At 32.6% G+C, this 2,041-nt stretch carries 1 protein-coding gene; it reads left to right on the top strand.

The annotated features are described in order from the left end of the window. Positions 1-2,041: hypothetical protein (locus RR643_RS11610; RefSeq protein WP_332483315.1), on the top strand; the 2,041-nt coding region annotated here is incomplete at both ends.

The following is a 2,041-nucleotide window of genomic DNA, read 5'->3' as shown; positions in this document are numbered from 1 at the left end:
CTCCATGGGATGGTGTAAAAATAGATACAAGTTGGTATAATGCTAATTCAACAAGTTTTACAATCTATAATGGTGCGCAATTAGCGGGACTTGGTAAACTAGTAAATGAAGGAAATAATTTTGCAGGGAAAGTAATTACACTTGGTGCGGATATTGATTTGAATAAGAAATCATGGACACCAATAGGAATAAGATATGCACGTGCTGGAACTACATATGATGGTAGAGATGCAGGTGTAAATTATGCGGATTTTTGGTTCTATCACAATACATTTTCGGGAACTTTAAATGGAAATAACTATGCTATCAAAGGATTGAAATCATACAATGATTCAGACACAGCAAATGATGGATCAGCATTATTTGGTTTTGTAAGTGATGCAACTATAAAAAATATTAGATTTGAAGATTTCAATGTTGGTGGTGAGAGTAGAGTAGCGGTAGTTGCTGCTTATGCATTAGGAGGTTCAACGTTTGATGGAATAACTCTAAATAATGGTGAGGTTTATATAAATGATCCTCAATCAACAGATGGTACTTGCAAATCATGGTCTGCAGGAGGTATAGTAGGTCAAATGTGGAATTATTCTCACTATTCAGTGGGGAAAAGTAATGCAATTTATTCATTTAAAAACATAAATATTAACTCTAATGTAACGATTAATGGAGAAGCGAATGTTGGTGGTATCTGGGGAAGTATAACAGAAGCTACAACAAAGAAAACAGGTAGTTTTGATGCCTCTTCAAAAACGGATTATCCGAATTGGAAAGGGAGTAGTACAGTTTCATATACTGGTAATGATTCGACAGTTGCGGTAGAAAATTGCAAAAATGAAGGAAGAATTAATGCGTCATATGTAAATGCGGGTAGTTTAGGTGGCTTTGCATATACATCAGTTATTGATATTAAGTCTTTTGAAAATATGGGTAAGGTTTTTGTAAAAGGACAAGAAGTAGATAATCCAAAAATTATTAGTGGAAATACAGTGGTAAATACAGTGCCATTCTATACTTCAGACAAAGAAACAAAAGTAGTTGTTCAAACAAAAGAGCAAATGGAGAGTGCTTTAAAATCTAATATGACTCAAATTGAAGTTAGAGGTACATTGGGGAATGAAAATGAATATACAATTTATCGCGTAAATAAGACGAAGGCAATCTCAGGTGTAGAGGGTAATAAGGTATATGGATCATTCGTTGTTGATGCGGATAATGTAAGTATTAATGGATTAGAAATTCACAATGAAGGTTGGGTAACTGGAAATGAAGCAGATGCTAGAAGAAATGCTATAACTGTAGTATCAAATAAAGTTAATTTAACAAATAACAAATTGATTGCGAACACTAATATTAATGGTACTAGTGCGATATCAAATGGAATCGTAATTTTAGCTGGTACAGATATTGGAACTAATGTGATAATTCAAAATAACCAAATTGAAGGATATGGCTATGAAAATATCAATTGGTCAAGTACAGGGATCATATTTTCGGCAGGACAAGGATTCCCGTATGGTACAACGAATAAAAAAGGTTCGGAAAAATCAGTTAATCTATCCCTTGATTATGCAGCAATCGCAAAATCAAACACATACTCAAAATGTTATAATGATTTAATTTATTCTGATTATGGAAATGATGCGAATAATCCGTATAAATATGTCTATGTTTCAAATGCAAATGGTGTAATTGGTGGTTTATATTATGCTGATCCAACCATGAGTAAGATTGAATTGGCTGATGGAATTTATAATTTTACTAAAGACATTACACATGAAGGTGGCAATGAGAACTACTTTGTAATAAAAGGAAATTGCGAATTAATAGTTCCGGCTAATGCAATAGTTACAGTTGAAAATGATACAGAACTAGTGATTAATTTAAATGGTGTATTGACAGGAACAATTGATGGAAACATTAGAGATCTAAATGCATCTCCGAATATTTCTAATGCACTAATCACTTATACTGAAGCAAGTGAAAATTTAGTCGTAAGTTTTGAATTAGATAAAGGATATTTATTGAATATTCATGCTTTGTC

This window comes from Anaerorhabdus sp. (assembly GCF_036637135.1).
In the GTDB taxonomy this organism is placed as follows: Bacteria; Bacillota_I; Bacilli_A; order Erysipelotrichales; family Erysipelotrichaceae; genus Anaerorhabdus.
Note: the sequence above shows the minus strand (reverse complement) of the source record. Positions and strands in the feature narration are given on the sequence as shown.